The 21023-nt window shown below is 73.6% G+C and carries 23 protein-coding genes; 9 read left to right on the top strand and 14 right to left on the bottom strand.

What is annotated here, in order from left to right:
- Positions 1-234: 234 nt before the first annotated feature.
- Positions 235-726 carry a hypothetical protein gene (locus tag NOCJ54_RS30015; protein ID WP_051485917.1) on the bottom strand — a complete coding sequence of 164 codons (492 nt, stop codon included), beginning with the start codon at positions 724-726 and terminating at the stop codon, positions 235-237.
- Positions 727-765: 39 nt separating this feature from the next.
- Between NOCJ54_RS30015 and NOCJ54_RS30010 the strand changes: the two genes are divergently transcribed.
- Both NOCJ54_RS30010 and NOCJ54_RS30610 read left to right on the top strand, forming a co-directional pair.
- A complete protein-coding gene (locus NOCJ54_RS30010) occupies positions 766-1365 on the top strand; it encodes a dTMP kinase (protein ID WP_051485916.1) in 600 nt (199 codons plus the stop codon).
- 37 nt (positions 1366-1402) lie between these two features.
- Complete coding sequence (locus tag NOCJ54_RS30610; protein ID WP_332248996.1) at positions 1403-2059, top strand: protein-tyrosine phosphatase family protein; 657 nt, start codon at positions 1403-1405, stop codon at positions 2057-2059.
- A gap of 79 nt (positions 2060-2138) precedes the next feature.
- Here NOCJ54_RS30610 and pyk read toward each other — a convergent pair whose 3' ends face one another.
- Complete coding sequence (pyk, locus tag NOCJ54_RS0115640) at positions 2139-3575, bottom strand: pyruvate kinase (protein ID WP_028656239.1); 1437 nt, start codon at positions 3573-3575, stop codon at positions 2139-2141.
- 169 nt (positions 3576-3744) lie between these two features.
- On the bottom strand, positions 3745-4446 hold the full coding sequence (locus tag NOCJ54_RS26185) for a hypothetical protein (RefSeq protein ID WP_145725100.1): 702 nt from the start codon (positions 4444-4446) through the stop codon (positions 3745-3747).
- A gap of 168 nt (positions 4447-4614) precedes the next feature.
- On the opposite strand from NOCJ54_RS26185, the gene NOCJ54_RS26180 reads away from it, so the two are divergent.
- Positions 4615-5259, top strand: coding sequence for a GTP pyrophosphokinase (locus tag NOCJ54_RS26180; RefSeq protein ID WP_051485915.1), 645 nt, complete (start codon positions 4615-4617; stop codon positions 5257-5259).
- 37 nt (positions 5260-5296) lie between these two features.
- Here NOCJ54_RS26180 and NOCJ54_RS0115625 read toward each other — a convergent pair whose 3' ends face one another.
- Both NOCJ54_RS0115625 and NOCJ54_RS0115620 read right to left on the bottom strand, forming a co-directional pair.
- Positions 5297-5929, bottom strand: coding sequence for a CoA transferase subunit B (locus tag NOCJ54_RS0115625; RefSeq protein WP_028656238.1), 633 nt, complete (start codon positions 5927-5929; stop codon positions 5297-5299).
- A gap of 1 nt (position 5930) precedes the next feature.
- Complete coding sequence (locus NOCJ54_RS0115620) at positions 5931-6695, bottom strand: CoA transferase subunit A (RefSeq protein WP_028656237.1); 765 nt, start codon at positions 6693-6695, stop codon at positions 5931-5933.
- 129 nt (positions 6696-6824) lie between these two features.
- Here NOCJ54_RS0115620 and NOCJ54_RS0115615 point away from each other — a divergent pair, with 129 nt between their 5' ends.
- On the top strand, positions 6825-7589 hold the full coding sequence (locus NOCJ54_RS0115615) for an IclR family transcriptional regulator (protein WP_028656236.1): 765 nt from the start codon (positions 6825-6827) through the stop codon (positions 7587-7589).
- 28 nt (positions 7590-7617) lie between these two features.
- Here NOCJ54_RS0115615 and NOCJ54_RS0115610 read toward each other — a convergent pair whose 3' ends face one another.
- On the bottom strand, positions 7618-8448 hold the full coding sequence (locus NOCJ54_RS0115610; protein ID WP_028656235.1) for an arylamine N-acetyltransferase family protein: 831 nt from the start codon (positions 8446-8448) through the stop codon (positions 7618-7620).
- 69 nt (positions 8449-8517) lie between these two features.
- Here NOCJ54_RS0115610 and NOCJ54_RS26175 point away from each other — a divergent pair, with 69 nt between their 5' ends.
- Together NOCJ54_RS26175 and NOCJ54_RS0115600 are read left to right on the top strand one after the other, a co-directional pair.
- A complete protein-coding gene (locus tag NOCJ54_RS26175) occupies positions 8518-9252 on the top strand; it encodes an SDR family NAD(P)-dependent oxidoreductase (RefSeq protein WP_051485914.1) in 735 nt (244 codons plus the stop codon).
- A gap of 5 nt (positions 9253-9257) precedes the next feature.
- Complete coding sequence (locus tag NOCJ54_RS0115600; protein ID WP_028656234.1) at positions 9258-10142, top strand: LLM class flavin-dependent oxidoreductase; 885 nt, start codon at positions 9258-9260, stop codon at positions 10140-10142.
- A 9-nt stretch (positions 10143-10151) separates the two neighbouring features.
- Here NOCJ54_RS0115600 and NOCJ54_RS0115595 read toward each other — a convergent pair whose 3' ends face one another.
- The 4 genes from NOCJ54_RS0115595 to NOCJ54_RS26170 form a co-directional block, all read right to left on the bottom strand.
- The gene (locus NOCJ54_RS0115595; RefSeq protein ID WP_028656233.1) at positions 10152-10679 is read right to left on the bottom strand and encodes a gamma carbonic anhydrase family protein; all 528 of its coding nucleotides are present in this window, start codon (positions 10677-10679) and stop codon (positions 10152-10154) included.
- A gap of 20 nt (positions 10680-10699) precedes the next feature.
- Positions 10700-11302, bottom strand: a complete 603-nt coding sequence (locus NOCJ54_RS0115590; protein ID WP_028656232.1) for a hypothetical protein — start codon at positions 11300-11302, stop codon at positions 10700-10702.
- A 23-nt stretch (positions 11303-11325) separates the two neighbouring features.
- Positions 11326-11460: a hypothetical protein gene (locus NOCJ54_RS30550; RefSeq protein ID WP_269634542.1), complete on the bottom strand. Its 135-nt coding sequence runs from the start codon at positions 11458-11460 to the stop codon at positions 11326-11328.
- A gap of 137 nt (positions 11461-11597) precedes the next feature.
- A complete protein-coding gene (locus tag NOCJ54_RS26170; protein ID WP_051485913.1) occupies positions 11598-12707 on the bottom strand; it encodes a LuxR C-terminal-related transcriptional regulator in 1110 nt (369 codons plus the stop codon).
- Between the two features lie 476 nt (positions 12708-13183).
- On the opposite strand from NOCJ54_RS26170, the gene NOCJ54_RS0115570 reads away from it, so the two are divergent.
- Positions 13184-13390, top strand: coding sequence for a hypothetical protein (locus tag NOCJ54_RS0115570; RefSeq protein ID WP_028656231.1), 207 nt, complete (start codon positions 13184-13186; stop codon positions 13388-13390).
- Positions 13391-13414: 24 nt separating this feature from the next.
- Here the strand turns inward: NOCJ54_RS0115570 and NOCJ54_RS0115565 are convergent, their stop codons facing one another.
- Positions 13415-14467: an enoyl-CoA hydratase/isomerase family protein gene (locus tag NOCJ54_RS0115565; RefSeq protein WP_222430525.1), complete on the bottom strand. Its 1053-nt coding sequence runs from the start codon at positions 14465-14467 to the stop codon at positions 13415-13417.
- 146 nt (positions 14468-14613) lie between these two features.
- Between NOCJ54_RS0115565 and NOCJ54_RS26165 the strand changes: the two genes are divergently transcribed.
- A complete protein-coding gene (locus NOCJ54_RS26165) occupies positions 14614-16095 on the top strand; it encodes a VWA domain-containing protein (protein WP_232221806.1) in 1482 nt (493 codons plus the stop codon).
- Positions 16096-16128: 33 nt separating this feature from the next.
- Here NOCJ54_RS26165 and NOCJ54_RS0115555 read toward each other — a convergent pair whose 3' ends face one another.
- Positions 16129-18963, bottom strand: coding sequence for an FAD-binding and (Fe-S)-binding domain-containing protein (locus NOCJ54_RS0115555; RefSeq protein WP_051485911.1), 2835 nt, complete (start codon positions 18961-18963; stop codon positions 16129-16131).
- A 43-nt stretch (positions 18964-19006) separates the two neighbouring features.
- On the opposite strand from NOCJ54_RS0115555, the gene NOCJ54_RS0115550 reads away from it, so the two are divergent.
- Positions 19007-19825: a crotonase/enoyl-CoA hydratase family protein gene (locus NOCJ54_RS0115550; RefSeq protein WP_028656228.1), complete on the top strand. Its 819-nt coding sequence runs from the start codon at positions 19007-19009 to the stop codon at positions 19823-19825.
- 203 nt (positions 19826-20028) lie between these two features.
- Here NOCJ54_RS0115550 and NOCJ54_RS26160 read toward each other — a convergent pair whose 3' ends face one another.
- Both NOCJ54_RS26160 and NOCJ54_RS0115540 read right to left on the bottom strand, forming a co-directional pair.
- The gene (locus tag NOCJ54_RS26160; protein ID WP_051485910.1) at positions 20029-20331 is read right to left on the bottom strand and encodes a DUF4031 domain-containing protein; all 303 of its coding nucleotides are present in this window, start codon (positions 20329-20331) and stop codon (positions 20029-20031) included.
- A 47-nt stretch (positions 20332-20378) separates the two neighbouring features.
- On the bottom strand, positions 20379-20900 hold the full coding sequence (locus NOCJ54_RS0115540; protein WP_084255289.1) for a C40 family peptidase: 522 nt from the start codon (positions 20898-20900) through the stop codon (positions 20379-20381).
- Positions 20901-21023: the final 123 nt, after the last annotated feature.

Genomic DNA, 21023 nt, shown 5'->3' with positions numbered 1-21023 from the left:
GGCGCCCCGGCGCTGCCCTCCCGCCGGTGGTTGAGGTGCGAGGCGCCCCGGCGCTGCCCTCCCGCCGGTGGTTGAGGTGCGAGGCGCCCCGGCGCCGAGCCTCGAAACCTCCGGCCCCGCTGCACCGGACTGTGTGGACCGCAGTCCGCCTGTCAGGTCCGGTGGCCTCGAGGCTCCTCGCTGATGCTCGTCGCACCTCGATCACCGGGTGTCCTGACATCCCCGGGAGGCGGCTCAGCCAGGGGCAGCGGACATCCGCCCGAGCCGGGCGGCCAGGGCGGCGCCGGTCCACGCCTCGTCGTCGCTGACGTCCTCGACCACGTCGAGCCAGTCGGGCACGACTCCCGGTGGTCCGTCCCCGTCGTCGACCTCGGCGATGAGGCTGCCGTCGACGTGCTGGTCGACGACCACGAGGCCGTCGCGGCGGACCGTGTGCCGGTGCTTGGTCAGCTCGTAGGCAGGAAGCGACTGCAGCAGCGTCCACTCGTCGTCGTCGAGGTAGCAGCTGGTGGAGGCGACCTCGGCCGGGCCGTCGCCGAGGCGCACCTTGTGGTTGAGCTTGCGCAGGACCGAACCGTCGCGCGACCGCACCTCCCGCAAGCGGAGCCGGGTGCCGACGACGTACCGGTCGAGGATGACCCGCATCTCCTGCGTGCCGGCGGGCATCGACGCCAGCAGGTAGCGCCGCTCGCGCTCGACCACGGCGTACTTCAGGGACATGGCCACGTCGCCACCCTAGGCGGTTGCCGCTGGCAGACTCGGGGCGTGCCCGCGGTCCTCGTCGCCATCGTCGGCATCGACGGGTCCGGGAAGACGACCGCCGCCAGGGAGCTCGCTCGTCGGCTCCAGGCGTCCGGGCAGCGGGCGAGGTACTTCGAGAACGCCGGCGGCCGTCCGCCGATGAACTGGCTGGCGCGTCGGCGCGGCCACGCCGACGCCGCCGACTGGCTGGGTGCCGAGCGGCTGCAGGCGGTCGAGCAGCGGGTCCGGCACGTCCTGATGCGGCTCGCGTCCGGGTGGGCCGCCCTTCCGGGCAGGCGCGTCGCGGTGCTGGACCGCTGGACCTTGTGCCAGTACGTCGCCCAGCGAGCCCGCCGCAGTGGGGGTGAGGCCGCTGCGCGGCGGCGCTACCGGCGGCTGCCGGTGCCCGACCTGCTGGTCTTCCTCGACGTCGCGCCGGCGGTCGCGCGCGAGCGGCTGGAGCTGCGGGGCAAGGACGTCGACGAGCTCGCGTGGCTCGAGGCGTGCGACGCGGCGTACCGCTCCCTGCCGGAGTGGACGTCCATGACGGTCGTGGACGCGGACCGCCCGGCCGACCGGGTCGTGGACGACCTCGTGTCCCTGCTGGAGGCACGCGGTCGCTGAGCCCCGGGCCGCGGCTCTGGCGGGCTACGGTCGAGGCGTGGCTGGAGGCTGGGCGACGTCGACCCCGGGGATACTCGTGCTGCCGAGCGGGCGAGCGGTGCGCGGTCGGTCCCTGCGGGCCGCCGTTCCGGTGTCGGAGCAGCCGGACCTGGGCGTCTACCTGTCCGCCACGCCGCCGGACTCCACGCCGTGGCCGGCGCGATGGGTGCGGTGGCGAGACTTCCGCACGCCGTCGGACCCGGTCGCCGCCCGCGAGGTGCTCGTCGAGGTGTGGGAGCGGTCAGCACAGGAACGGGTCGAGGTCGCCTGCCACGGCGGCCGCGGCCGCACCGGGACCGCGCTCGCGTGCCTGGCCGTCCTCGACGGTGTACCGCCGGACGGAGCCGTCGCCTTCGTGCGGCAGCACTACGACCGGCGTGCGGTGGAGATGCCGTGGCAGCGCAGGACGTCGCGCGGTTCGGTCGCTGACGCGAGGATGGCGTCGTGGCGGTGGACCCGGAGGAGTACTTCGACCTGTCGGTCGACGAGTCGTTGCGGGCGAGGTGACGGTCCGGCCGACGGTGTACCTGGTGGCCGGTTCCCGGACTTGTTGGCCGCTGCAGCAGTCAACAACCTCGGGAATCACCGCCTGGGCGGTGATTCCCGGCACGGTCCCGGCCCGGTCCCGGCACGGCTCCGACGCCGTACTTCCTGACCGTTCCTGCTGCTTCCTGACCGTTGCACCGGTCAGGAAGCGAGGGAATCGCCTCTGGAGCGGTGATTCCCGCGCCCGCTCAGCCCTCCCCGCCGGCACGCCCCACGGGGTCGCCGAGGCGGTGCACCTTGAGCGTGTTGGTGGAGCCGGGGGTGCCGGGCGGGGTGCCGGCGATGATCACGACGACGTCGCCCTTCTGCACCTTGCCGCTGTCCATCAGCGCGCGGTCGACCTGGCGGACCATCTCGTCGGTGTGGTCGGCGTGCGGGACGACGTGGGTCTGCACGCCCCAGGTGAGGCTGAGCTGGTCGCGGACGAGCGGGACCGGGGTGAAGCCGAGGACCGGGACCGCGCTGCGGTGGCGCGAGACGCGGCGGGCGGTGTCGCCGGAGGTGGTGAAGGCGACGAGGTAGCGGGCGTCGAGGCGGTTGGCGACCTCGACGGCGACCTTGGCGATGACGCCGCCGTTGGTGCGCGGCTGCCAGTCGATCGGCGCCATCCGGTCGAGGCCGTTGTCCTCGGTGGACTCGACGATCCGCGCCATCGTGCGCACCGCCACGACGGGGTGGGCGCCGACGCTGGTCTCGCCGGAGAGCATCACCGCGTCCGCGCCGTCGAGGACGGCGTTGGCGACGTCGGAGGCCTCGGCGCGGGTGGGGGCCGGGTTGGTGATCATCGACTCGAGCATCTGGGTGGCGACGATGACCGGCTTGCTGTTGAGGCGGGCGGCGTCGATGACCTTCTTCTGCAGGAAGGGCACGTCCTCGAGCGGGCACTCCACGCCGAGGTCACCGCGGGCGACCATGAAGGCGTCGAAGGCGTAGATGACGGCGTCGAGGTTCTGCATCGCCTGCGGCTTCTCGATCTTCGCCACGACCGGGCGGTGGATGCCCTCCTCGCGCATGATCGCGCGCACCTCGTCGGCGTCCGCCGCGTCGCGCACGAACGACAGCGCGACCAGGTCGACACCGAGGTGCAGCGCGAAGCGCAGGTCCTCGCGGTCCTTCTCCGACAGCGCCGGCACGGACACCGCGACGCCGGGCAGGTTGATGCCCTTGTGGTCGCTGACCTTGCCGGGGACGACGACGCGGGTGTGCACCTCGGTGCCCTCGACGCCGGTCACCTCGAGCACCACGCGCCCGTCGTCGATGAGGACGCGGTCGCCGGCGGCGACGTCGCCCGGCAGGCCCTGGTACGTCGTCGAGCAGCGTCGCGCGTCACCGGGGACGTCCTCGGTGGTGATCGTGAAGTCGGCGCCCTCCTCGAGCGGCAGCGGGCCGCCGGGCACCTTGCCGAGCCGGATCTTCGGCCCCTGCAGGTCGGCGAGGATGCCGACCCCGCGGCCGGCGTCACGCGCCGCGTCGCGCACGAGTTGGTAGGTCTTGGCGTGGTCGTCGTGGTTGCCGTGGCTCATGTTGAGCCGGGCGACGTCCATGCCCGCGGCCACGAGGTCGGCGATCACGTCCGCCGAGGACGTAGCCGGGCCGAGGGTCGCGACGATCTTTGCTCTGCGCACCCGGTCACTCTAGCAGATTCCGGGATGTGGAAGAACAGTTCCTCATCGCGGATGAGTGGGTGGGCGGGAACCACCGCCTGGGCGGTGATTCCCGAACTTGTTGACTCTTGCAGCGGCCACCAACCTCGGGAAGCGGCCACCAGGTCCACGGAGTACGCCGGCGGGCGGGTCAGCCGACGACGACGCCGTCCGGCCCCGGTCGCACCCGCAGGGCCTGCCCGGCGCCGACGACCTGCACCTGGCCGTCACGCACGACGAGTGCGGTGTGCTCGTCGACCGCGCGGGCCTCGGGCACCAGGCCGGCGCCCACCGCGGCGACCGCGCGGGGGAGCGTGCCCCACTGGGCGGCGTGCACGTCGACGGCGAAGGGGACCCGGCCCAGGCCGTCCACCACGGTGACGTCGCCGAGGTCCTCCGCAGCGTCCTCCGGGCAGACGGCGACGCCGTCGACCAGGAAGCCGCCCACGATCGCGCGCTCCGAGGCGATCGCCGCGCCCGCCGAGAAGCCGGCGTAGGGGAGTGTGGCGAGCAGGTCACGCTGCGGGACCACCAGCTCGGCGTACAGCGGCGTGAGGCCGCCCGCGACGAACACGCCGGCCACCCCGTCGAGGTCGGCGGGCTCCAGCGGCCGGCCTGCCGAGAGCACGACGTCGCGCACGCCGGTGGCGTCGGCGAGCAGGCCACGCCAGCGGGCCAGGTCGACGCCCTCGCCGTCGTCGACCACGACCGCGGCGACCTCGCCCGTGCCGGCGGCCTCGAGGAACGGGGTGAGCAGGCGGCGTACCTGCTCCTCGTCGCGCCCGCCGCCGACCAGCACGGTCAGCCCCGTCATGCCGGTCATGCCGGTCGTGCCGGTCGCTGCGTCGCTCATGCCCGGACCCTAGGCCACCGGTGGACCCCTGCGCGGGCGATCACCGCAGACCCGGCACACTGGGGGGACCGCGCCGTCCGGGCCCGCCCGCCGGCAGCGCCACCGCACGAGCCAGCACGACAGCCAGCACGACAGCCAGACCGCCGCCCGCGACCGACAGGGAGCCCGATGACCGCCGTCAGCCCGCTGCCGGACGAGGCGCGCGCCAACGAGATCGGGCAGTTCCTGCTGACCTACAAGTTCGGCCTCGACGAGATGCTGACGAAGATCAACATCCTGCGCGAGGAGCTGTCCTTCCGCGGCACCGGCAACCCGATCGAGCACGTCAGCTCGCGGCTGAAGACGATCGAGAGCCTGCGGGAGAAGGCGGAGCGGATCGGCTGCCCGCTGGAGCTGGAGGCGATCGCCGAGCAGATCACCGACATCGCCGGCGTGCGCATCGTGTGCGCGTTCATCTCCGACGCCTACCAGGTGCTCGACATGCTCACGACCCAGCCCGACGTGACGGTGCGGACGATCAAGGACTACGTCGCCCGCCCCAAGCCCAACGGCTACCGCAGCCTCCACGCGATCGTGGAGATCCCGGTGTTCCTGTCCGACGACGTGCGCCAGGTGCCGATCGAGCTGCAGATCCGCACGGTCGCGATGGACTTCTGGGCCAGCGTCGAGCACAAGATCTACTACAAGTACGACAAGGACGTGCCCAGCGACCTGCTCGCCGAGCTCGAGGCGGCCGCCCACGTCGCGCAGGACCTCGACGAGCGGATGGGTGAGCTCCACCGCATCGTGCACGGGGGAGCCCACCCGTCCTGAGCCCCCCGGCGGGCCGGCTCGGCCCGGGCGGGCCGGTTCAGTCGGCCAGGACGGGCGGCTCGGTCTTCTCGCGCACCTCGTCGAGGGTGACCTCGGGCGCGAGCTCGACGAGCCGCAGCCCCTCGGGGGTGACGTCGAGGACGCACAGGTCGGTGATGATGCGCTGCACGACGCCGCGGCCGGTGTAGGGCAGCGAGCACTCGTCGACGATCTTGTAGGAGCCGTCGCGCGCGACGTGCTCCATGAGCACGACGACCTTCTTCGCGCCGTGGACCAGGTCCATCGCTCCGCCCATGCCCTTGACCATCTTGCCGGGGATCATCCAGTTGGCGATGTCGCCGCCGGCGGAGACCTGCATCGCGCCGAGGATCGCGGCGTCGATCTTGCCGGCGCGGATCATCCCGAAGCTCGTGGCGGAGTCGAAGAAGCTCGCGCCCTTGCGGACGGTCACGGTCTCCTTGCCGGCGTTGATGAGGTCGGGGTCGACCTCGTCCTCGGTCGGGTAGGCGCCGGTGCCGAGGATGCCGTTCTCGCTCTGCAGCACCAGCTCGACGTCGTCGGGCACGTAGTTGGGCACCAGCGTCGGCAGGCCGATGCCGAGGTTGACGTAGTCGCCGTCGACGAGCTCCGCCGCGGCGCGTGCCGCCATCTGCTCACGGTCCCAGGCCATCTCAGCGCACCGTCCTCTTCTCGATCCTCTTGTCCGCGGCCTGCTCCGGGGTGAGCGGTACGACGCGGTGGACGTACACCCCCGGCAGGTGCACGTGGTTGGGGTCGATCTCGCCGGGCTCGACGAGCTCCTCGACCTCCGCGATGGTGACCCGGCCGGCCATCGCGGCCAGCGGGTTGAAGTTGCGGGCCGAGTCGCGGAAGAGCAGGTTGCCGTGCCGGTCGCCCTTCCAGGCGCGGACCAGGCCGAAGTCGGAGACGATCGCCTCCTCGAGCACGAACTCCTGCTCCCCGTCGCGGGTCTCGAACACCATCACCGGCTTCTCCGGGGAGGTCTTCACGACGTTGCCGGCGGAGTCGTACTTCCACGGCAGCCCGCCCTCGGCGACCTGGGTGCCCACGCCGGTGCGGGTGTAGAACGCCGCGATGCCGGAGCCGCCGGCGCGCATCCGCTCGGCGAGCGTGCCCTGCGGCGTCAGCTCGACCTCGAGCTCGCCGGAGAGGTACTGCCGCGCGAACTCCTTGTTCTCGCCGACGTACGACGCCACCACGCGCCGCAGCCGGCCGGCGGTCAGCAGGAGGCCGAGCCCCCAGTCGTCGACGCCGGCGTTGTTGGAGACGACCTCGAGGTCGGTCGTGCCGGCCTCGAGGAGCGCGTTGATGAGCACCGAGGGGATGCCGCACAGGCCGAAGCCGCCGACCGTGAGGGTCGCTCCGCTCGGGATGTCGGCGACCGCTTCGGCGGCCGAGGAGATCACCTTGTCCATGTCCGCGAGGTTCGGCCAGGTGCCCGATCGTGGTCAACAGGTGAGCGCGACTTTCCGCCTGATTTCTCGTTGCCCGGGCAGTAGCGGGGAGAAGCGTCCACTCAGTGGACGCAGGCTAGGCTGCCGGGCGTGGACAACGGTGCGAGCGTGGTCGGACGAGTCGGGACCCTGCTGCGCGCCCTCGCCGCCCGCGAGCCCGACGGCGCCAGCACCACCGGCCTCGCCCAGGCCACCGGCCTGCCACGGCCCACCGCGCACCGGCTGCTCGTCGCGCTGCGCGAGGAGGGCATGGTCGAGCGCGACGAGGAGACCGCCGACTGGCACCTCGGGCCTGAGTGCTTCCTGCTCGGTGCCGCAGCCACCACCCGCCACGACATTGCGCCGGCGGCGCGCGAGGCAGTGCTGCGCATCGCCGCCGAGACCGGCGAGAGCGCCTACTTCTCGGTGCGCCGCGGCAACGAGACCGTCTGCCTGCTCCGCGAGGACGGCAGCTTCCCCATCCGCTCCCACGTCCTGCACGAGGGCATCCGGTTCCCCCTCGGCGTCGCCTCCGCGGGCCTGGTGATCCTCGCGTTCCTGCCCGAGCGCGAGCGGGAGTCCTGGCTCGCCCGGGCCGACCTGGCCGCCAGCCACGGTGGGCAGCACACGGCAGCCGCCCTGCGCGAGCGGGTCGCCGAGACCCGGCGTCGCGGCTACGCCGTCAACCCTGGCCTCATCGTCACCGGCAGCTGGGGCCTGGGCGCGGCGGTCTTCGACGCCCACGAGGAGCCGCGCTGGGCGCTGAGCATCAACGGCATCGAGTCGCGGCTCGCGCCGCCGCGCCAGCGCGAGCTCGGGGAGCTGCTGCTGCGCGAGGCCCACCAGCTCGGCGCCCGGATGGGCAGCCGCCGCTGACGTACGACGTCAGGTCGGTCGGGCGACGTCAGGCCGGTCGGGCGAGCTCTGCGAGCCGGGCCAGCAGCCGCTCCGTCTCGTCCGGGCTGAGGCCGACCTGCAGCGCGTCGAGCCACTCGACCAGCTCGCCGTCGGCGAGCTCGCGGTGCTCGGTCGGCTCGCCCGGGCGTCGTACCGTCAGGGTGGAGGCGGTCAGCGCGACGTGACGGCCCTCCTCGTGCCGGGTGACCATCAGGCTGTTGCGGAAGTGCGAGGTCGGGAAGGTGCTCGTGTAGTGGTGGCCGATCACGACGTCGACCGGCAGCACCGCCAGCTCGTCGGTCGTGTGCGCGAGCTCCCACCCGGCCTCGCGCAGCCGCCACAGGCCCCACCCGCCGGCAGCGTCGCGCACGACCCGGTAGGGCCAGCCGGCCTGGTCGGACTCCGTGCCGTCGACGAGCGGCACCGGGTGCAGCAGGCTCATCCCGAAGCCGGGGTCGCACAGCAACCGCTCACCGTCGAGCCGCACCTCCACCGTCATGTGCGTGCGACCCTGCACGGTGCCCGCCGCCGGGTCGCCGACGCGGCCCAGGTGCCGGCGCACGTCGTAGTCCAGCTGCTCCAGGGCGGCCGCGAAGACGCTCGCGTGCTCGAAGCAGTAGCCGCCCCGGCCGCGGCCCACGAACTTCGCGTCGAGCGCCGCCAGGCCGACGCCGGGGTGCTGGTCGAGCACGACGTCGACGTTGTCGAAGGGGAAGGTCCGCACGTGCGCCCGGTGCAGGGTGTCGAGCAGCGCCCGGTCCGGCGCCGCGCGCGCGACGCCCAGCCGGGCGAGGTAGCCGTCGAGGTCGAGCCGGTCGGACTCCCAGCCGTCGGTCATGGGGAGATCGTAGGGAGACAAGAAGTAGAACGCGTTCTATTGTGGGGCCTCCCGTACCGAGGAGGACCCATGACCACCGCCCCTGCCCGCGCCCAGCGGTTCACCGACCGTCGCGTCGTCGTCACCGGAGCTGCCGGGGGTGTCGGCCAGGTGGTGGCCGACCTGTTCCGCGAGGAAGGTGCGCGCGTCGTCGCCACCGACGTGGCTGCCGCCGACGGTGTCGTGCCGTGCGACCTGGCCGACGACGCGGCGCGCGAGTCCTTCGTCGCCGCCGCCCTCGACGAGCTCGGCGGCCTCGACGTGCTGTGCAACGTCGCGGGCATCCAGCAGTTCGCCGAGGTCGGGAAGATCAGCGCCGCCGGCCTGCGCCGCCACTTCGACGTCAACGCGCTCGCGCCGCTGCTGCTCGCCCAGTCCTTCGCCGACGCGCTCGCCGAGAGCGGCGGCAACATCGTGTCCGTCGCGTCCATCTCGGCCGTGATGGGCCAGCCCTACAACGCGCAGTACTGCGCCTCGAAGGCCGCCCTGCTGCTGGGGATGCGCTCGCTGGCGGTCGAGCTCGGCACGCGCGGGGTGCGGGTCAACTGCGTCTCGCCCGGTGGCATCGCCACCCCCATGATCGAGGCGGCCGCGGCCGGCCTGCCGAAGGACGCGAACTGGGAGCTGGTCGCCAAGAGCCAGTCGGTCATCCCCGGCTTCATGCCGCCCGCGGACGTTGCCGAGTCGCTGCTCTTCCTGGCCTCCGACGCGGCCGCGTCGATCACCGGCGCCAACCTCGTCGTCGACCGCGGCGTGGTCTGGTGAGCGCGATGCAGGTCGGCATGACGCTGCCGGTCATGGAGCCGGACGTCGACCCCGCCCTGCTGCGGGAGTGGGCGACCCGCATCGACGCCGGGCCGTGGAGCACGCTCAGCTTCGGCGAGCGGATCGCCTTCGACAACCCCGACATCCTCACCCTGCTCGGCGCCGTGTCGGCGTGGACCTCGCGGGTGGGCATCGCCGCCACCGTGGTGGTGCCGCAGCTGCACGACCCGGTCCACCTGGCCAAGGCGCTCGCCACCGCCGACCGGTTGTGCGACGGCCGGCTCTCGATCGGCCTGGGCGTCGGTGGTCGCGAGGAGGACTACCGCGCCGTCGGCGCCGACTGGGGCACCCGCACCATGGCCCAGCTCGCCGAGCGCGCTGACGTGCTGCGCCGGGTGTGGGCCGGCGAGAACACCACCGGCGCGACCCGCCCGGTCGGCCCCCGACCGGCCACGGAGGGTGGCCCCGAGCTGCTCGTCGGGACCCTCGGTCGTCGTACGACGGAGCACGCGGCGCGCTGGGCCGACGGGCTCGCCGGCATGACGCTGACCGCCGACGTGGACGAGACCGCTGCCCTCTTCGACGTGGCGCGCAAGGCCTGGGCGGATGAAGGCCGTCCGGCGCCGCGGCTGACCACGTCCTTCTGGTTCGCCCTGGCCGAGGCCACCGACGACCCGCGCGGGCAGGTGCACGCGCACCTGCGGCACTACATGAACTGGCTGCCGGTCGAGATCGTCGACGCCCTCGCCCCCAGCGCGGGGTTCGCCGGCACGCTCGGGGAGCTCCGGGCGCTGCTCGACCGGTTCGCCGAGATCGGCACGGACGAGGTGCAGCTCATCCCGACCGGCGGGGACCCGCGCCAGGTCGACCTGGTCGCCGGGATCCTCTGAGGTCCCGCCTCACTCGGCGGGGCGAATGCCCTCGCGGTGCCGGCGGGCGAGGTCGGCGTAGTAGGGCGCGTTGGTCTCGACCCACACCGACGCCCCGGTGCCCTCGATCGGCTTCTTGACCTTCGCCGGGCTGCCGGCGGCGAGCACCCCGTCGGGGATCTCCGTGCCGGGCGCCACGAGCGAGCCGGCGGCAACCAGGCTGCCGGACCCGACGCGGGCGCCGTCGAGGACGGTGCTGTCGTTGCCGAGCAGCGCCTTCTCGCCGAGGGAGTCGCCGTGGAAGACGCAGGCGTGGGCGACGGTGGAGTGGGCGCCGATCTCGACGACGACGTCGGGCGCACCGTGCACCACGGAGTTGTCCTGGATGTTCGCGCCCTCGCGCACGATGATCGTGCAGATGTCGGCGCGCAGGACGGCGCCGTACCAGACGCTCGCGCCCTTCTCGATCCGCACGTCGCCGATCAGCGTGGCGGTCGGCGCGACGAACGCCTCGGGGTGGACCTGCGGGGAACGGCCTTCGAACTCGTACGCGAACACCCCTGCACGCTAGAGCACGCTCAGGAGCCGACGCCCTCGAGGGCACCGAGTGCGGCGAGGTAGCCGATGGTCACCCTCAGCATCGACAGCACCGTCTCCACGAATGCATCGTGCTCCGCGGGTCCGAATCGGAGCTCCCACGCTGACGTGAGCACGGGCAGGTCGACGACTGCTGCGCGTACCGCGGCGTGCTCGCGCCGGGTCAGGTGGTAGTCCCGGCTGATCGCCTCGAGGACGTCCCGCACCTCCGAGCGCCCCCGCTCGTCGGCGTCCGCGGCGGCCATCGCGGCGGCCTGGAGCCAGAGCGTGTCGCCGGGCTCGCAGTCCTCCAGGGTGTCGACCACCAGGTCGAAGAACTGCATGTGGGCGACCGTGGCAGCCGGGTGGGATTCCTCGTGGCGGTCGTAGGCCAGTCGGCATGCCCGGTCGGCGAACCGCCGCGCCCGGTCCATGTCGCCGGTGAGCAGGCCGCGCGTGGCCTTGTCCAGCAGGTTCGTGGCGGCCTCCTGGCCGGCGCGGCTGATCGGCTGCAGGCTGCGTCCGGAGGCGCCGAGCACGTCTCCCAGGGCAGCGCCCGGCTGCTGGGCGGCGAACCGGGCCAGTGCCTCGTCAGGGTTGTCCACCCTGCGAGGCTAGCCGGGACGGCTCAGAGCGTGAACCAGGTGACGAGCAGGCCCTCGGCGCACCGCTGGCAGCTGGCGACCGTCCCGCCACAGTGGCGGATGTGGGTGATCAGCTGCTGCAGGTCGTCGCGGGTCGTCGTCGAGGTGTGCCACGTCATGACCCCCCCTCCCTTCGGCGTCGTGGTGCCCGTCATCGAGCACCCTCCGAGGGTGCGCCTGCGAAGCCGCGGTCCACAGCCTCCCCTGGGATGGATGTCGTAGCCCGTTGGGGGGATGCCGGCCCGGTCCGTGGGGGTCAGCTGGCGGTCGAGCGGGACTGCGCGGTGTGCCAGCGGGCCACGGCCTCGGCCCGGTTCGCCGCGCCGAGCTTGCGCAGGATGCGCTTCACGTGGGACTTCACCGTGCCCTCCGAGATCGTGAGCCGCCGCGCGATCCGCTGGTTGGTGTCGCCCTGGGCCATCAGCTCGAGCACCTCGAGCTCACGCCGGGTGAGCTCGACACCGTCGGCCCGAGGGGCGGCGCCGGTCAGCGGGCCGGTGCCGCTGCTCCACCTCGCCGGCGCCGTCGGCACGGACAGCAGGCTCGGCGACGCGTCGCCGTCGGCGAAGCCCTGCAGGCCGAGGCCCACCTGGCGCACCGCGGCCCGGACCTGGGCGAGCTCGTCGGCGAGGATCGCCCGCTCCAGGGCGAACGCGAAACCCTGCGAGAAGACCCCGATCAGCTCGGCGTCGTGCTCGGACACGTCACCGCGCCGGAAGAACCGGTCGCCGTGGACGAACCCGAGCAACCGCCGGCCGGGCATGACCGGCGCTGCGACGTACGAGCGCGACTGCGACGCCTCGGCGACGGCCTGGCGGACTGCCTCGCGCTCCTGCACGCGGGTCACCAGCACCGGCACCGCCCGTCGTCGCGCCTCGTCCTCCGGCAGGCCGTGGACCAGCGGCACCGGGTGCGCCCGGCCGGCGGCGAGGATCGCGGCGGCCCACTCGGGGTCGTCGTCGACCAGGTGGACCGCCTCGGTCAACCAGGTGTTCTGCTCGACGCGGGAGACGAGGGCTCGGTCGAACCCGAGCCGGCACAACGCCTCCGCTCCGGCGCTCATCAAGCCGTCCACGCTGTCGATGTCGCGCAGCTCGATGAGGGTCTCGCGGACCTGGGCCAGGGCGGACTCGCGGTGGCGCACCTGCGCCGTGCGGACGAGCCGCTCGCTCCGGATGGTCCGCGCCATGAGGTCGTCGACCGTGCTGCCGCTGACGGGGGCCAGGGCCAGGTGCCCGCCGACGAGCGCGGTGCGGACCGCGCTCCACCCGGTCTCGAGCGCGGCGATGGCAGCCTCGAAGTCGGTGATGTCGTCGATCGCCGGCACCGAGTCGGGACCGAGCAGGCGCTGGGCCTCGTCGAGCACGGCCTCGACCTCCTCGACCGTGTCCGCCCCGATGTGCTGGGCCCAGATGCCCGGCCGGCTGGCGAACAGGTGGGTCCGTACGACGTCCCCCCATGTCTCGCCTCCTCGGCGCGCGACGTTGCGCTCGTGCCAGCGTAGGTCGGCTCGCGGGCGTTGGGAACGCTCCAGCCCGGGTGGGTGCCAGGTCGTACCCCCGAAGGAGGTACGACCTCACCCCCCGAGGGGCACGCGCCGGGGGGCTCCTGCGACCTATCGTCGACGACATGATCCAGGTGCAGACCGGCCGGCCGCAGGTCGTCCCGGACGTCCGGGGGTGGGCCGCCAGCGCAACGGTCGCCACCGGCTAGGTCCAGGCGGCCGGCCTGCTGCTCGTCGGCCTGGCCGCGGTCGTCCCCGCCGCGCGCGGGACCGTCGGCCTCGACGACACCGGGATCGTCAGCGAGGGCATCCTCCTGGGGACCCTGGGCCTCGCGTCGATGGTGGCCTGCGTCGCCCTCTGGCTCGGTCACTCCCCGGCGCTGCTCCCGCTGGTGGTGGTCGGGGCGGCGGGCACCGTGGTGCTCATGGCCGTCGGGTCGTGGATGGCGTTCGTCGTGTCGTCCTCGGTCGCCGCCCTGCTCCTGCTCGACCTCCTCGTCCCCGGTGGTCGGCGGGAGCAGGTGCGACCGGGGGAAGCAGACTGACCGCCCGCTGACGGTCGGCGACCGTCAGCGGGCGGACAGCCCCAGCTCGCGGTCGCCGAGCGGCTCGAAGAGCGCTGCCACGGCGGCGTCGTCGACGTCACGCACGTGCGGCGGCTCCCAGCGCGGGTTGCGGTCCTTGTCGACGACCTGGGCCCGCACGCCCTCGACGAAGTCGTGGGAGTGGTGCAGCCGCACGGCGAGGCGGAACTCCATGTCGAGCGCCTGCGGCAGGTCCGTCATCCGCGCAGCCTCGCGCAGGGCGCGCAAGGTCACCTTGACCGAGGTCGGCGACTTCGCCTCGATGGTCGCGGCGGCGCGCTCGGCCTCCTCGTGGCCGAGCGCGCGCAACCGCCGGAGGACCTCGACGACGTCGTCGCCGGCGTAGGCCTCGTCCAGCCAGGCCCGCGCCCCGGTGAGCGGGGACGGCGGCGCGGGCTGCTCGGCGTCCGCGAGCGCCTCGTCGGCGTCGCGGGTGGCGAGCTCCTCGAGCAGGCGCGGGACCCGTTCGGTCGGGACGTAGTGGTCGGCGAAGCCGGTGGCGATCGCGTCGCCGGCGCCGATGGAACCGGCGGTGAGGCCGAGGTGGGTGCCGGTCTCCCCGGGTGCCCGCGACAGCAGGAAGGTCCCGCCCACGTCGGGCAGGAACCCGATGCCGGCCTCGGGCATGCCGATGGAGGAGCGCTCGGTCACGACGCGCTGCGGGGCGTGGGCCGACAGCCCGATCCCGCCGCCGAGCACGATGCCGTCCATGATGGCGACGTACGGCTTGGGGTAGGCGGCGATGGTGGCGTTGAGGCGGTACTCGTCCGCCCAGAACGCCGCCGACTCGGAGCCGCCCGCCTTCGCGTCGTGCCACATCGCGACGATGTCGCCGCCCGCGCACAGCCCGCGTTCGCCGGCCCCGGTGAGCACGACCGTGCGGACGCTGTCGTCGTGGCGCCACTCCTCGAGGGCCGCGGTGATGATGCCGACCATCTCGTGGGTGAGCGCGTTGATGGCCCGCGGCCGGTTGAGCACGACGTGCGCGGCGTGCCCCTCGCGGCGCAGGAGGACCGGGGACTCGCCGTCGCTGTTCACGGCCGCCATTGTGCCGGGCAGCTCGTGCGCCGGACCGGGCGGCATCGCCCGCACGGGTGCCGATCGGCCGTCCGTACGATGGGCGACCCCAGCCACACCGACGACGGGCCGGCCCGTCGGGACAGGAGCAGCGCGACGTGACGCAGATGCTTGCCCGGGGAGGCAACACCGGACTCGGCCAGGCAGGACTGCCTGCGTGCGTCGTGGTCACCCTGACCTGGGAGGCCCGTCCCGGCGTCGACGCGGACCTGTCCGCCTTCCTCTGCGCCGCCACCGGCAAGGTGCGCTCGGACGAGGACTTCGTCTTCTACAACCAGCCGCAGGGCGCTGCTGGTGCCGTCACGCACCTCGGCAAGGGCGCGCGGGGTGCCACCACCATCGACCGGGTGCGGATCGACACCGCTGTCCTGCCCGCCGACGTCGACAAGGTCGTCATCGGCGCCTCGCTCGACGGCAGCGGCAGCTTCGGCGCCCTGCCCGGGCTGGGCGTCGAGGTCGCGGCCGACGAGCACGGCCCGGCCGCCGTGCGCTGCGAGATCCCCGCGACCACCGAGACCGCGATGGTCTTCGCCGAGGTCTACCGCCGCAACGGCGAGTGGAAGGTGCGCGCCGTCGGCCAGGGCTACACCGACGGGCTCGCGGCGCTCGCCCGCGACGTCGGCGTGGACGTCGAGGACGAGCCGGCGGCTCCGGCGGCACCGGCTGCCCCGCCCGCGCCCACGGCAGGGACTGCCGCCCCTCCGCCGCCACCGCCCGGGCCGGGATCGGCGACCCCTCCTCCGCCTCCGCCAACGGCACCGGCTGCCACACCCCCTCCGCCTCCGCCGCCTCCGCCGCCTGCTGCTCCGGCACCGGCGGCACCGGCGGTCAGCCTGGGGAAGCGCCGCGTCGTCGACCTGGAGAAGAAGCTCACCGGCGCCGGGGACACCGCCATGCTGTCGCTGGTCAAGACCGCCGGGGTCTCCCTGGAGAAGAAGGGCCTGTCCGAGCACACCGCCCGGGTGGCGCTGGTGCTCGACATCTCTGGCTCCATGGCCTCGCGCTACAAGAAGGGGCTGGTGCAGCGTCTTGCCGAGCGGGTGCTCGCCCTCGGCCTCCGCTTCGACGATGACGGCGCGGTCGACGTGTTCCTCTTCGGCAACCGCGTGCACCAGCCCGAGCCGCTCACCCTCGACGGCTACCAGGCCTACGTCAAGGGCATCACGCGGAAGTACAAGCTCGAGTACGCCACGAAGTACGGCGCCGCCATGGCCGCCGTGCGCACCCACTACCTCGGCCACGCCGGCGAGCGGGGCGAGCCCGTCGCCGACACGACCCCGGTCTACGTGATGTTCCTGACCGACGGGGCGCCCAGCGACAAGAACGACGCGACGCGGCAGGTCCGGGCGGCGTCGTACGAGCCGATCTTCTGGCAGTTCGTCGGCATCGGCTCGGACCGGTTCGAGTTCCTGCAGCGCCTCGACGACCTCGACCAGCGCTACACCGACAACGCCGACTTCTTCGCCGTCAGCGACGACGAGATCCTCGGTCGCAACCCGATCAGCGACGACGCGCTGTTCGAGCGGCTGATGACCGAGTACCCCGACTGGCTGCGCCGCTCGCGCGGCAACGGGCTGCTGCGCGGCTGACGCCGGGCCGGTAGACCCGGGTCGGTGTGCGGGTCAGCGCCCCGCGAGCAGCTCGGCGAGGTGCTTCGGCTGGGTGCCGGGCGCCAGCTCGTCGATCTGGGTGCGGCAGGAGAAGCCGTCGGCGAGCACGACCCGGTTGGCGGCAGGCGTGCGCAGCGCGGGCAGCAGGTTGGCCTCCGCGATCGCGACCGACACCTCGTAGTGGCCCTGCTCGACGCCGAAGTTGCCGGCCATGCCGCAGCAGCCGGCGACCGACTGCACGCGCGCGCCCGCCTTCTCCAGCAGCGCCCGGTCGGTCTCCCAGCCCATCACCGCGTGGTGGTGGCAGTGCGGCTGCGCCACCACGGTCACCTCCGACAGGTCGGGCGCCTGCCAGCCCTCGGTGCGGGTCAGCAGCTCGGCCAGTGTCACCGTGGCCGCGGCGACCCGGGCGGCGTCCTCGCCCTCGACGAGCTCGGTGAGCTCGTGGCGCAGCACCGCGGTGCAGCTGGGCTCGAGGCCGACGACCGGCAGCCCGGCGCGGGCGTCCTCGGCGAGCGCGTCGACCATCGACCGCAGCCGCTTCGCCGCACCGTCGAGCTGCCCGGTGCTGATCCACGGCAGCCCACAGCACTCCTGCTGGCGGGTGATCTTCGGCGCGTAGCCCGCGTCGCGCAGCACCTGTGCCGCTGCGTCCGCGACCTGCGGCGCGAAGTGGTTGGTGAACGAGTCGACGAAGAGCACGACGGGCGTGCCGGTGCCACCGCCGGCGAAGGTACGCCGGAAGGTGCGCCGTGCGAACGCCGGCATCCGCCGCCGCGTGTCCACGCCGGCCGCCTTGAGCGCGACCTTGCGAAGGGGACCGACGTCCATCGACTTGTTGGCGAAGCGCGGCATCGCCGAGCCGACCTTGGCCCAGCGCGGCAGCCAGCCGACGGAGTAGTGGCTGCGCGGACGCAGCCTGCGCTTGTAGGTCTGGTGCAGCACCTCGGCCTTGTAGCTGGCCATGTCGGTGCCGGTGGGGCAGTCCGACGCGCACCCCTTGCACGCCAGGCACAGGTCGAGCGCCTCGTGCACGGCCGGTGAGCCCCACGAGATGTCGCTCTCGCCGTTGACGATCTCCTGCAGCAGCCGGGCGCGGCCGCGGGTGGAGTGGATCTCCTCGCCGGTCGCCTGGTACGACGGGCACATCACGCCGCCCGACGAGCTGTTGTCGGCGCGGCACTTGCCGACGCCGGTGCAGCGGTGCACGGCCTGGCCGAAGTCGCCGCCGTCGCTGGCGTAGGCCATCGCGAGGCCCTTGCGCAGGCTCGTCCGCGCCCCGTAGCGCAGGTCGGCGGTCAGCGGCGCCGCGTCCACGATCACGCCGGGATTGAGCAGGCCGTCGGGGTCGAAGGCCTGCTTCACGCCGGCGATCAGGGAGAGCGCGCGGGGGGAGTACATCCGCGGCAGGAGCTCGCTGCGCGCCCGGCCGTCGCCGTGCTCACCGGACAGCGAGCCGCCGAGCGAGGAGACCAGGTCGGCCGCGTCCTCGACGAACGAGCGGTAGCGGTCCGGCCCGTCCGGCGCGTCGAACGCGAAGTCCATCCGCACGTGCACGCAGCCCTCGCCGAAGTGGCCGAAGGGCATCGCGGTCAGCCCGTGCGTGGTCAGCAGCTCGTCGAAGCGGGTGAGGTAGTCACCCAGCCGGTCCGGCGGCACGGCCGCGTCCTCCCAGCCGGCCCACGCGGGGCGGCCCGAGGGCGCCCGGCCCGCCAGCCCGGCCCCGTCGGCCCGGATCCGCCAGAGCCGCTCGGTCGCGACAGGGTTGTCGACCACCAGCGCGGAGACGCCGAGGCCGGCCGCGGCCAGCAGGTCGGCCTTGCGTCGTACGTCGTCGGGGTCGGTGCCGGACAGCTCGACGAACATCCACGCGTCGCCCGCCGGCAGGTCCGGGACGGCGGAGGGGCCGCGACGCTCGAGGATCACGTCGATGATGCGGCGGTCGATGCCCTCGCACGCGGACGGCTCGAACTTCAGCACCTCGGGCGTCGCGTGGCCGGCGGTCGGGAAGTCGGGGAAGCCGAGGACGACGAGCAGCTTCGCCGGCGGCGTGCTGACGAGGCGGACCGTGGCCTCGTGGATGACCGCGAGCGTGCCCTCGGAGCCGACCAGGGCGCGGGTGACGTCGAAGCCCTTCTCCGGGAGCAGGTGCTCGACGGCGAGCCCGGAGACGTGGCGGCCGAAGGTGCCGAACTCGGTGCGCGCGGTCGCGAGGTCGGCGGCGACGACGTCGCGCACCCGGTCGAGCACGCCGTTGGCGGCCTCGGCGGTCGGGGTGCCGTCCGCGTCGCGACCGGTGACGAGGTCGGTGCCGTCGGCGAGCAGGGCACGCAGGCCGAGGGTGTTGTGGGACGTGCGGCCGAACGCCAGCGATCGGGCGCCGCAGGCGTCGTTGCCGATCATCCCGCCGATCGTGCAGCGGGTGCTGGTCGACGGGTCGGGGCCGAAGCGCAGGCCGTGCGGCGCCGCGGCGGCCTGCAGGGCGGCCTGCACCACGCCGGGCTGGACCACGGCGGTGCCGGCGTCCGCGTCCACCGACAGCACCTGGTTCATGTGCCGGCTGAAATCGACGACGATCCCGGGGCCGATGGCGTTGCCGGCCACCGACGTACCGGCGCCGCGCGCGGTGACGCTCAGCCCCAGCTCGCGGGCGGCCGCGAGGGTGGCGCGCACGTCGTCGGCGCTGTGCGGGAAGACGACGGCCGCGGGCGGCACGCGGTAGAGCGAGGCGTCGGAGGAGTAGGCGCCGAGGACGGCGGCGTCGTCGCTGACGTCGGGGACCCCGAGACGCCTGATCTCCGCCCCGATCCCGGGCCGGGACACAGGACGAGCAGCAGGACCGGGCACGAGGCGAAATCTATCGGGTCCCCTCGGCACTAGGCTCCGCAGCATGACTGACGCGAAGCGCTTCACCGTCACCCGCGACGGCCACGTCGCCACGGTCGGCCTCGCGGGACCCGGCGGGAAGGCCGTCATGGACGAGCAGTTCTTCTCCGAGCTCGCCGAGACCTTCACCGCGCTGGACGCCGACGAGGCGGTCCGCGCGATCGTCGTCACCGGCTCCGGCCCGCACTTCTCCTTCGGCCTCGACCTCGGCTCCGCGGCCGCCACGTTCGCCCCGCTGCGCTCGGCCACCGACGCCGGCGCCCGCCAGGAGCTGCTCGCGCTCATCCGCCGCTGGCAGCGCGCCGTCGACGTCGTCGCGAACGTGCGCAAGCCCACGGTCGCCGCGGTCACCGGCTGGTGTGTCGGCGGCGGCGTCGACCTCGCGGTCGCCTGCGACGTCCGGGTCGCCTCGGCCGACGCGAGCTTCAGCGTCCGCGAGGCGAAGGTCGGCATCGTCGCGGACCTCGGTAGCCTCCAGCGCCTCGTCGGCGTCATCGGCGACGGCCACCTGCGCGAGCTCGCCCTCACCGGTGACGACATCACCGCCGAGCGTGCCGCGGAGATCGGCCTGGTCAACCACGTCCACCCCGACGCTGACGCCGCCCGTACCGCCGCCGCCGACCTCGCCGCGCGCATGGCCGCCAACTCCCCGCTCGTGCTGCGCGGCATCAAGGACGTCCTCGACGCCGAGCGCGGCCCCCGCGTCGAGGCCGGCCTGCGCTACACCGCCGTCTGGAACGCCGCCTTCCTGCTCAGCAACGACCTCGACGAGGCGATGGCCTCCTTCGTCGAGCGCCGCCCTCCCGAGTACACCGGCCGCTGACCCCGCCCCGACGAAGTGCGCCTCGTGGTGGCGCGAGGTGTGCTTTGTGGTTGCGCGAGGTGCGTGTTGTGGCTGCGCGAGGTGCGCGTTGTGGTGGTCCGAGGCGTGCTCTGTGGTGACGACCAGGTCGCCACAACCCGCACCTCGAACGACCACAACCCGCACTTCGTGGCGCCAGGAGGCGCACTTCGTCGTGGTCGGGGTCAGGTGGGGTCGGGGGACGTGGCGCGTTTGGCCATGGTGATGCGGGCGACCTCGCGGCCGTAGCGCACGGGGGTGGCCCCGAGGGCGAGGGCGCGCTGGCGGGTGGGCTCGGTGACGTCGAAGTGCTCGGTCGGGGTGCCCTCGTTCTGGATCCAGCGCGGGTCGATGCCCAGGCGCTCGGCGAAGGCGACCAGCTCGGCGCGGCCCGCCGCTCCCGGCAGGTCGGAGAGCAGGTGGGACCAGACGCCGTCGACGGGGCCGACCCGGGCGGCGAGCTGCATGTCGTCGACGTAGATGACCACGCCCCGATGATCCCGCACGCCGGAAGGGGTACGACGCCCGCCGGGCCTCAGCGGACCCGGCCGTAGAAGACCGAGCGCGTCCAGATCCGCTCCTTCGCGACCGGGTGGCCCGGTCGCGAGGCGTGCCAGACCTTGCGCTTCCCGGCGTAGATGCCGACGTGGTAGACGCGGCCGCCGCTGTGGAAGAACACGAGGTCGCCGCGGCGTGGCTTGCCGACCCGGCGCACGGCGCCGGCCTGGGCGCCCGACGTGCGGGGCAGGCGCTTGCCGAGCTTCTTGTAGACCCACTGGGTCAGGCCGGAGCAGTCGAAGGCGCGCGGGCCGTTGGCGCCGTAGCGGTAGGGGCTGCCGGCGCGGCTGCGCGCCTTGGCGACCGCGCGCTCGCCGAGGGCGACGCGCGTGACCTTGCGCTGGACCCGGGCGGCCGTCGGGCTGCCCGCGGTGAGGGTGGTCGTCGCGACCGCCCGGTCGACGGCGTGGCTCGCCGGGGCGGGCGCGGCCAGGAAGACCGAGGTGGCGACGGGCACGACGAGCAGGCGCGCGGCAGCGCGCACGAAGGTGGTGGACATCCGGAGGTTCTCCGCAGCGACGCCTGCGAGAGGGGACCTGTCGGGCTGGGGCTGCTGGTGCCCCGGAACGATTCCTTCGCCCCGAGCCGTCGCACGGGGCGAAACCCCTGCGGCCGGCGTACT

Origin of the sequence: Nocardioides sp. J54 (assembly GCF_000519005.1) — a bacterium.
Lineage (GTDB): Bacteria > Actinomycetota > Actinomycetes > Propionibacteriales > Nocardioidaceae > Nocardioides.
The sequence above is the reverse complement of the archived record's forward strand: the minus strand, read 5'-3'. Positions and strand labels throughout refer to the sequence as shown.

Excerpts from the sequence above, each read along its gene's own strand:
- NOCJ54_RS0115540 (WP_084255289.1), bottom strand. The coding sequence starts at position 20,900 with ATGTCCACCACCTTCGTGCGCGCTGCCGCGCGCCTGCTCGTCGTGCCC.
- NOCJ54_RS26175 (WP_051485914.1), top strand. The coding sequence starts at position 8,518 with ATGACCACCGCCCCTGCCCGCGCCCAGCGGTTCACCGACCGTCGCGTC.
- NOCJ54_RS26180 (WP_051485915.1), top strand. The coding sequence starts at position 4,615 with ATGACCGCCGTCAGCCCGCTGCCGGACGAGGCGCGCGCCAACGAGATC.
- NOCJ54_RS0115625 (WP_028656238.1), bottom strand. The coding sequence starts at position 5,929 with ATGGCCTGGGACCGTGAGCAGATGGCGGCACGCGCCGCGGCGGAGCTC.
- NOCJ54_RS26185 (WP_145725100.1), bottom strand. The coding sequence starts at position 4,446 with ATGAGCGACGCAGCGACCGGCACGACCGGCATGACCGGCATGACGGGG.
- NOCJ54_RS0115570 (WP_028656231.1), top strand. The coding sequence starts at position 13,184 with ATGGTGGCCTGCGTCGCCCTCTGGCTCGGTCACTCCCCGGCGCTGCTC.
- NOCJ54_RS30550 (WP_269634542.1), bottom strand. The coding sequence starts at position 11,460 with ATGACGTGGCACACCTCGACGACGACCCGCGACGACCTGCAGCAGCTG.
- NOCJ54_RS26165 (WP_232221806.1), top strand. The coding sequence starts at position 14,614 with ATGCTTGCCCGGGGAGGCAACACCGGACTCGGCCAGGCAGGACTGCCT.
- NOCJ54_RS0115610 (WP_028656235.1), bottom strand. The coding sequence starts at position 8,448 with ATGACCGACGGCTGGGAGTCCGACCGGCTCGACCTCGACGGCTACCTC.
- NOCJ54_RS0115550 (WP_028656228.1), top strand. The coding sequence starts at position 19,007 with ATGACTGACGCGAAGCGCTTCACCGTCACCCGCGACGGCCACGTCGCC.
- NOCJ54_RS0115600 (WP_028656234.1), top strand. The coding sequence starts at position 9,258 with ATGCAGGTCGGCATGACGCTGCCGGTCATGGAGCCGGACGTCGACCCC.
- NOCJ54_RS0115620 (WP_028656237.1), bottom strand. The coding sequence starts at position 6,695 with ATGGACAAGGTGATCTCCTCGGCCGCCGAAGCGGTCGCCGACATCCCG.